Below are 8591 nucleotides of genomic sequence, written 5' to 3'. Positions count from 1 at the left end.
ACCTTTGCCGGTCTGTCCCCCTATTACTCCATTGCTGTCTGGTGGGGCTATGACAAGCCTTACAGCATGTGGGGCGTGGATGGCTCCTTGGGCAACAACGGTAAACCCACCCAGCGCGCCTTCAAGACTTTGATGGAGGAGATCCAGGCTGACAAACCCGCCAAGGATTTCTTCTGGGATGACGATGTGAAGCCGTATCAGTTCAGCGAATCCACCGGCGCCATCGTGTCCGGCGGCGGCCGCACCGGCTATTATACCGACGACAACCTGCCCGACTCCAGCACCGCGTCCCTGCTCAGCGACGACGCTGCGCTGGGCCAGCTCACGGCAGATGCCCTGGCCGCTCAGGCAGCCACCGATCCTGCGGCGTAACTGTCCGCCATCAGCAAACCTTTTCAGACCCCGGATAGGCCTTCCCGGCTTGTCCGGGGTTTTGCCGGACCTTGCGTGTACACCGTGGACACACAATATTTGTATGCCTGACGAAAACAATCCACAAAGGAACAATCGGGCTGTGCAGCCTGCCCAATTTCCTCGCAAAAAGGGGAGGCCCCTTGCATCCCGGAGCGGCATGTGCTATGATTATCCTTGTCGCAAATACAACTGTTTTTGAAGGGGGTACACCCATGGCGGAACGACGTTTTCTTCTGGTGGACGCCGAAGTCCTGCCGGACGTATTTCTGAAAGTCCTGCAAGCCAAAGAGCTGCTGGCCTCCGGTGCCGTTACCAACATATCGTCGGCGGCACGTCGGGCAGGCATTTCCCGCAGCGCCTTCTATAAATACAAGGATTATGTCTTTGATGCCGAGTCTGGGCGCGAGACCCTGACCGTCATTGCCACCCTGCTGGATAAGACCGGCGCCCTGCAGGGGCTGCTGTCCGGGATTTCGGCGGCGGGGGCGTCCATTGTCACCATCACCCAGTCCCGGCCGGAAAACGGCACCGCGCAGGTGGAGGTGACGGTGCGCACCGCCACCATGCAGATGTCGGTGGAAGACATGCTGCTCAAACTGGCACGTCAGCCCTTTGTGGTGGAGGTCCACCGGGGCACCTGATGCCCACCGCGGCATGGCGCGGCATAGAATGTGAGAGGGAGTGTAGTTATGGCAAAAATCGCGATCATGGGGTTCGGCACCGTGGGCAGCGGCGTGCTGGAAGTCTGCCGCCGCAATGCGGCATCCATTGCCCGACGTGTGGGAGAACCCGTGGAAGTCAAATATATCCTGGATGTGCGTGACTTCTCCGGTTCGCCGGACGCGGCCCTGTTCGTCAAGGACCTGGACATCATCCTGGCCGACCCGGAAATCCGGGTGGTGGTGGAGACCATCGGCGGCACTAAGTTCGCCTACCCGTATGTGCGCCGCTGTCTGGAAAGTGGCCGCAGCGTCTGCACCTCCAACAAGGAGATGGTGGCCACCTACGGCGCCGAACTGCTGGCGCTGGCCCGCCAGCACAACGCGGCCTTCCTGTTTGAAGCCAGTGTGGGCGGCGGTACACCCATCATCACCCCCATGCACCAGTGTCTGGCCGCCAACCATATCAGCTCCATTCAGGGCATCGTCAACGGCACCACCAACTTCATGCTCACCAAGATGAAGCGGGAAAACATGGGCTTTGCCGAAGCCCTCAAGATTGCCCAGCAGCTGGGCTACGCCGAGACAAAAGACCCCAGTGACGACGTGGACGGCCGGGATGCCTGCCGCAAGATCGCCATTCTGGGTTCTCTGGCCAGCGGCTCCGCCCTCTATCCCGATAACATCCCCACCCGGGGCATCCGCCAGATCACCGTGGCCGATATCAAGGCGGCGGAGAAGCTGGAAAGCGCCATCAAGCTCATTGCCTGGTACAAGGAACTGCCCGACGGCAGCGTTTCCGCAGGGGTGGAGCCCATGCTGGTGCCGGATTCCAACCAGCTGGCCAACGTGGACGATGCGTTCAACGCCGTCCTCATGAAGGGCGATATGCTGGGCGACGTGATCTTCTACGGCAAGGGCGCCGGCAAACTGCCCACCGCCAGCGCCGTGGTGGCTGATGTCATTGACGCCCTGAAAGACGGCACCAAGATTCATGACAGCCTGTTCTGGCAGCCCGCGCCCAAGCGGGAGGGTATGCTGCCCGATAATGCCGCATATTCCTGGTACATCCGGGCCAAGGGCATCTCTGCCGCCGTGCTGGCCTCGCTGGCCGGCCCCGGCTCCCCGGTGGACGAAGGTCCGGAGGGGGTCAGCTACCGTATGCTGAATGCCACTCCCGCGGTGATGGATGCCGTGTGCGAGAAGGTCGCCCTGCTGGGCGGTCATGTGGAACTGTTCCTCAAACAGATGGAAGCGTAAGCAGGGGAGGAAAACAACTATGGTCACCGTAACCGTACCCGCCACCAGCGCCAATGTGGGCGCCGGCTTCGACTCCCTGGGACTGGCCCTTTCCATGCACAATGTGTTCACCTTTGAGGAGTCCGACCGCATCCACATCACCTCTCTGGATGATACCCACGTTCCGGGCGGCGCCAACAACCTGGTTTACCGCAGCGCCCGGGCCGTATACGACCAGCTGGGTGTGCCTCTGAAAGGGCTGACCATCACCCAGCGCAATGATATCCCCATGGCCCGGGGCCTGGGTTCCAGCTCCGCCTGCATCGTGGCGGGCCTGCTGGGAGCCAACGCCCTGCTGGGCAAGCCGCTGACCCAGCGGCAGATGCTCACCCTGGCCACCGCCATCGAAGGCCATCCCGATAACGTGGCGCCCGCCATGCTGGGCGGCTTTGTCACCAGCGTGTATGATGAGGGCCTGGTCTATACCGTCAAAAAGAACATCGACCCCGACCTGGCCTTCGCGGCCTTTGTGCCGGATTTCCGCCTGCTCACCTCCAAGGCCCGGGCGGCGCTGCCTCAGATGGTCTCCCATAAGGATGCCGTCTACAACCTGTCCCGGGCGGCGCTGGCCACCGCTGCGTTCTGCGACGGTGATTACGGCCTGCTGGGTGTGGCCACCAAGGACGCCCTGCACCAGCGTTATCGTCTGCCCCTCATTGAAGGCGGCGAGGAAATGTTTGAGCTGGCCCAGGACCTGGGAGCCCAGGCCGTGTATATCTCGGGCGCCGGCCCTACCATCATTGCGGTCGTCCACAAGGACGACCAGGAGTTCTTCGAGCAGGCGCGGGAAGCGCTGCCCCAGACCGAAAAACTCCGTCATTTTACCGTCTATCGCCTGCTGGCCGACAATACCGGCGCGACCGTTGAGGCGTGACAGCATAGAAGGGGAGGAACTTCACCAATGGCATTGATTGTACAAAAATTCGGCGGCACCTCCGTCAAGGACCGCAACCGCATCTTCAATGTGGCACGCATCGTTGCCAACACCCGCAACGCGGGCAACGACGTGGTCGTGGTGGTGTCTGCCCAGGGCGACACCACCGATGACCTGATCGCCAAGGCAGCCGAGATCACCAGCGACCCGTCCCACCGTGAGATGGATATGCTGCTGGCATCCGGCGAGGAGATCTCCATCGCCCTGCTGGCCATGGCCCTGCAGGAGATCGGCGTCTCCGCCGTCAGCCTCACCGGCTGGCAGGCCGGTTTCGTCACCGACCGCTCCTATTCCAAGGCCCGCATCAAGCGGCTGAACACCGAACGTGTGGAAAGCGAGCTGGCCCGCAACCGCGTGGTGGTGGTGGCCGGCTTCCAGGGCCTCAACCGTTCCGATGACATCACCACCCTGGGCCGCGGCGGCAGCGATACCTCCGCTGTGGCGCTGGCGGCCGCCCTGCATGCGGACCGCTGCCAGATCTTCACCGACGTGGAAGGCGTGTTCACCGCCGATCCGCGCAAGATCCCCAAGGCCACCAAGCTCAAGGAGATCACCTTTGACGAAATGCTGGAACTGGCCTCTCTGGGGGCCCAGGTCCTGAACAACCGCAGCGTCGAACTTGCCAAGAAGTACGGCGTCGAGCTGGAGGTTCTCTCCAGCATCAATCCCATTCCGGGAACCATCGTGAAGGAGGAAACGAAAGTGGAAGGTATGCTCATCAAAGGCGTTGCAAAGGACGACAACGTAGCCGTGATCTCGATCAAGGGAGTGCCCGATGTACCGGGCATGTCCTTCAAGGTGTTCAGCCTGCTGGCCCAGCGCAACATCAACGTGGACATCATCCTGCAGAGCTCTGCCGGCACTGCTGATACCAAGGATCTGGTGTTTACCGTGCCCCTGACCGACGCCGAGAGCGCCGTCAACGTGCTGGAAGACCACAAGAGCCGTTTCGGCGGCGGTGACATTGCCGTGGATAAGACCTGCGCCAAGGTCAGCGTGGTGGGCGCCGGCATGCAGAGCCATCCCGGTGTTGCCTCCACCATGTTTGAAGCGCTGTCCAACCAGAATATCAACATTCGCATGATCTCCACCAGCGAGATCAAGATCAGCGTCATCATTGAAAAGACGGATGCCGACCGTGCTGTTGCCGCCATCCATGACGCTTTCATCCAGTAATGCGCCTGACCTGAACAAACACCTGCAAGCGGGGCCGCTGTCTGTGCCTGCCTCTGCCTGCCGCGGCTGCGGCGGGCGGGACAGATGCCGCAGCGGTTCCGCTTTTGCCGTGTCCGGCTTGCCTGACGGCATCCCGGGTGCTATAATCATAGGAACCCGTATGCAACCCAGAAACTGTAAAGTAAAGGAATTGGTATGGAACATCAAAAAACCAGTCCATGGCTGATCGCCTTTCGTCTCATCTTCACCATTGCGCTGATCGCTTGTGTCGTCTTCATCTTCCGCAATTCCCTGCAGGCCGGGGACCTCTCTTCTGCCCGCAGTCAGTCTGTCATGCAGATGCTGAATGAGCTGCTGGGCAGGGTGGGCCTGGGCCCGCTGTCCCAGCATACGGTGCGCAAGTTGGCCCATTTTGCGGAGTTCACGCTGGAAGGCTTTCTGCTCATGCTCTGTCTGCGGGTGTACACCCGCCATTTTGTGCGGCATGTGAGCTGGCCGCTGCTGGGCGGTATGACCACGGCCTTGATGGATGAGACCATCCAGCGCTTTATTCCTGGCCGCTCTTCCCAGGTCACCGACGTCTGGATCGACATGGCCGGCGTGGTATGCGGTCTGTTCGTGGCCCTGGTCCTGCTGCTCATCGTGCGGGCCATCGGCGCTTTCCACCGCATCAAAAAGGAAAATCGACGTCTGCGCGCCGAGCGGGAGCGCCTTCTCCGGGAACAGGAGGAAGACCGCATCAGCGCCCAACCGCCTCATCACGAAAATCCCAACAGGAGGGAACTGCTTTGACCGAACAACAGGCCGTACAGGCTATTCATGCTCTGCCCCGTATGGGCACGGGTACCCCGACCCTGGAGCGCATGCACGCGCTGCTGAACGCTCTGGGCAACCCTGAAAATCAGCTGAAATGCATCCACATTGCCGGTACCAACGGCAAGGGGACACTGTCCACCATGACGGCGTCCATCCTGACCCATGCCGGCTACAAGACCGGTCTTACCATCAGCCCCTATGTGCTGGACTTCCGGGAACGCTTCCAGATCGACGGCGAGATGATCCCTCCCCAGACCCTGGGTGATCTGGCGGAGGAGGTGCTGGACGCCGTGGATGATCTGTGCGCTGCCGGCAAACCCTCTCCGGTGGAGTTTGAGGTGGTCACCGCCATTGCGCTGCTCTGGTTCGCCCGGGAAAAGTGCGATTTTGTGGTGCTGGAAACCGGCCTTGGCGGCCGGTTCGATGCCACCAATGCCATCCCGGCGCCTCTGGTGGCAGCCATCACCCGCATCGGGATGGACCACATGGATGTGCTGGGGGATACCCTGGCCGCTATTGCAGCGGAAAAGGCCGGCATCATCAAGGAGGGCTGCGCGGTGATCTGTTACCCCGACCAGCCCCCCGAAGCCATGGGGCCGCTGCTCACCGCAGCCGCCCAGGCACACACCTCCATCCAGACCCCGGACCTGGAGGACATTCTGCCGCTGAAATGCCGCCCGCTGCAGAACTATATCGACTACGGCGGATACCGGGTCATGCTGTCCTTCCCGGGCAAGCACCAGGCCAATCATGCGGCCATGGCCATCGAGATCGCCCTGACCCTCTGGCGGCAGTACGGCTACGACATTTCGGATGAAGCCATTGAGAAAGGTCTGGAAGCGGCCCATATGCCCGCCCGCATCGAGGTGATCCGCCGGCATCCGCTGCTTCTGCTGGACGGCTGCCACAACCCCGATGGTGCTTCCGCCCTGGCGTCCACCCTGTCGGAAGCCGGCTATGAAGGCAACCTGGTAGGGGTGATGGGGGTTCTGAAAGACAAGGACCACGGTCCTATGCTGGAAGCTCTTTCCAAAACTTTTGACAAGGTCTTTACGGTCACTCCGGACTGCCCCCGCGCTATGACGGCGGAGGAACTGGAACATGCGGCCCGCTTCCACCTGGATGCCGAGGTGGGCGGCACTGTGCGGGAAGCCATCCGTAAGGCTGTGGACTATGCGGATTTCCACAATCTGGCCGGTGTGGTCGTTTGCGGCAGCCTGTACCTTGCCGCTGAAGCCCGCCCCATCCTGCTGGAAGAAGCGGAAAACTGATCTGATTCGCATCCTCATCCAAAACCAGGGCGCGGCCTTTTGCATGCGGCGCCCCGTTTCAACAAAATATTTCTTTCGCGCCCCGTATACTGGTAGTACAAACCAGCCTACGGGGCGTTTTCTTTTGGATTGATCGAGGTGGACAAACTTGGCGAAAATCTGTTTTGTGCCCGCCAGCGGCACCCTGGCAGCCTATCTTTCGGGGGAGATCGACCATCATGCGGCCCAGGGGCTGCGGCGGGAGATCGATGCCCAGATCGACGCGCGGATGCCGGAATTGCTGACGCTGGATTTTTCGGGTGTTACCTTTATGGATTCTTCCGGCGTGGGACTCATCCTGGGGCGGGGCCGGTATATGGCTTCCCTGGGCGGGCGGCTGACGGTGCAGAACCCGCCCGCCGCTGTCCGGCGTATGCTGGATCTGGCCCGGATCACTTATGTATAAACGGAGGAATACATGATTTATGAAGATGCTCAATCAGGTCAAATTTACCTTTCTCAGCCGTAGCGTCAACGAAAGCTTTGCCCGGGCGGCGTTGGCTGCTTTTCTGGCCCAGGCAGACCCCACAGTTCCGCAGCTGGCGGATATCAAGACGGCAGTGTCCGAAGCAGTTACAAACTGTATCGTGCACGCTTATCCGGAGTCGGTGGGGCAGGTCACTCTCACCGCGGCCCTGTATGAAAACGGCCTTGTGCGTATTACCGTCACCGATCGGGGAATCGGGATACCGGATGTAGGCAAAGCTATGGAACCGCTGTACACCACCGGCAACCCGGATGAGCGGGCCGGTCTTGGCTTTGCGGTGATGCAGAGCTTTATGGACAAGATCAAGGTCAGCTCCACTCCGGGGCGCGGCACCAGGGTCACCATGTCCAAAAAGCTGGAGGCCAAGGGCTGACTTCCTACATATAACAGATAAGGAGGTCACCGTCATGTCCCTACCCGTATCCGCTGCGTCCGGTCAGGCCAACACCACGGCTTTGTATGACCGCATTCCCCGGGAGGAATTCATTCAGCGAAATCTTGGTCTTGCCCGTACCTGTGCAGGACGCTTTACCGGCCGCGGTATTGAGTATGAGGATCTGTATGCCGCGGGCTGCCTGGGCCTTGTCAAAGCCTGCGACGGATTTGATCCGGAACGGGGCGTCTGCTTCTCCACCTATGCGGTGCCGGTCATATTGGGCGAAATCAAAAAGCTTTTCCGGGACGGCGGCACCGTCAAGGTCAGCCGCTCCCTCAAGGAACTGGGGCTCAAGATCAACGCCGAGAGGGAACGCTTTCTCAAGCAGACCGGCTCGGAACCCGGCGTCACCCAGCTGGCCGAAACGCTGGGGACAAGCCCGGAACAGGTGGCCATGGCGATTCGAGCCTCCATGCCGGTTGTCTCCCTGACCCCCACCGAAAGCGAGGACGGGAATCGGGAGTGGGATATTCCGGTAGACTCCCCGGAAGAGAAGCTGTCGGAGCATATCGGACTGAGGGAAGTCATGGATAAGCTGCCTGCGCAGGACAAGGCGTTGATCCGGCTTCGGTTCTTCGGCGGAAAGACCCAAAGTGAAACCGCCCGGGTTCTTCATACAACCCAGGTTCAGATATCGCGCCGGGAACGCAAGATACTCAAATGGATGCGGATGGAGCTGACAGGGGAAAAGGTGGAAGAGAAAAAATCCGGTAAACGCAAGGCAAAAACAAAAGTATGATTTTTTGGGCGTTTTATCCAATCAGAGATATCCTGAATTGGTAAAACGCCAAATTTGCGTTATAGCGACGCAAACTTGTTGACGAAATGAAAAACACATGGTACACTTTTACCATGCCGGTAAAAGACTGGCAAACCACATGCAAGCTTTTTGAAAAATCTTGAAAAAAGATGTTGACAAATGCCTGTTGTGGTGGTATTATAACTAAGCTGTCTCGCGAGGGACGGCAGGCGCTGAGAAAAGGAGCTCGAAAGAGCTTCGCAGCTCAAAAAATCTCAAAAAAGTGCTTGACAAAAAGAACTTCACGAGATATAATAAATA

9 protein-coding genes and 1 pseudogene are annotated in these 8591 nt (G+C 59.8%); all 10 read left to right on the top strand.

Annotated features, from left to right (window positions below):
* A pseudogene (locus Q0K17_RS09190) lies at positions 1–372 on the top strand (hypothetical protein); the annotation flags it as partial.
* 254 nt (positions 373–626) lie between these two features.
* The gene (locus Q0K17_RS09185) at positions 627–1055 is read left to right on the top strand and encodes an ACT domain-containing protein (protein ID WP_204645857.1); all 429 of its coding nucleotides are present in this window, start codon (positions 627–629) and stop codon (positions 1053–1055) included.
* A gap of 48 nt (positions 1056–1103) precedes the next feature.
* Positions 1104–2333, top strand: coding sequence for a homoserine dehydrogenase (locus tag Q0K17_RS09180; protein WP_294542461.1), 1230 nt, complete (start codon positions 1104–1106; stop codon positions 2331–2333).
* 19 nt (positions 2334–2352) lie between these two features.
* Entirely contained in the window at positions 2353–3246 is an 894-nt protein-coding gene (thrB, locus tag Q0K17_RS09175; protein ID WP_294542459.1) for a homoserine kinase, read from the top strand.
* 27 nt (positions 3247–3273) lie between these two features.
* The gene (locus Q0K17_RS09170; RefSeq protein ID WP_294542458.1) at positions 3274–4482 is read left to right on the top strand and encodes an aspartate kinase; all 1209 of its coding nucleotides are present in this window, start codon (positions 3274–3276) and stop codon (positions 4480–4482) included.
* Between the two features lie 195 nt (positions 4483–4677).
* Positions 4678–5274 (top strand): VanZ family protein, encoded by a 597-nt coding sequence (locus tag Q0K17_RS09165; RefSeq protein WP_294542457.1) that lies wholly within the window; start codon positions 4678–4680, stop codon positions 5272–5274.
* Entirely contained in the window at positions 5271–6569 is a 1299-nt protein-coding gene (locus Q0K17_RS09160; RefSeq protein WP_294542453.1) for a folylpolyglutamate synthase/dihydrofolate synthase family protein, read from the top strand. The genes Q0K17_RS09165 and Q0K17_RS09160 overlap by 4 nt, the downstream gene beginning before the upstream one ends.
* Before the next feature lie 148 nt (positions 6570–6717).
* Positions 6718–7014, top strand: coding sequence for an anti-sigma factor antagonist (locus Q0K17_RS09155; RefSeq protein ID WP_294542452.1), 297 nt, complete (start codon positions 6718–6720; stop codon positions 7012–7014).
* A 19-nt stretch (positions 7015–7033) separates the two neighbouring features.
* Entirely contained in the window at positions 7034–7468 is a 435-nt protein-coding gene (gene spoIIAB, locus Q0K17_RS09150) for an anti-sigma F factor (RefSeq protein ID WP_294542451.1), read from the top strand.
* A 34-nt stretch (positions 7469–7502) separates the two neighbouring features.
* Positions 7503–8270 (top strand): sigma-70 family RNA polymerase sigma factor, encoded by a 768-nt coding sequence (locus Q0K17_RS09145; RefSeq protein ID WP_294542450.1) that lies wholly within the window; start codon positions 7503–7505, stop codon positions 8268–8270.
* Positions 8271–8591: the final 321 nt, after the last annotated feature.

Origin of the sequence: uncultured Gemmiger sp. (assembly GCA_944388105.1) — a bacterium.
Lineage (GTDB): Bacteria > Bacillota > Clostridia > Oscillospirales > Ruminococcaceae > Gemmiger.
Note: the sequence above shows the minus strand (reverse complement) of the source record. Positions and strands in the feature narration are given on the sequence as shown.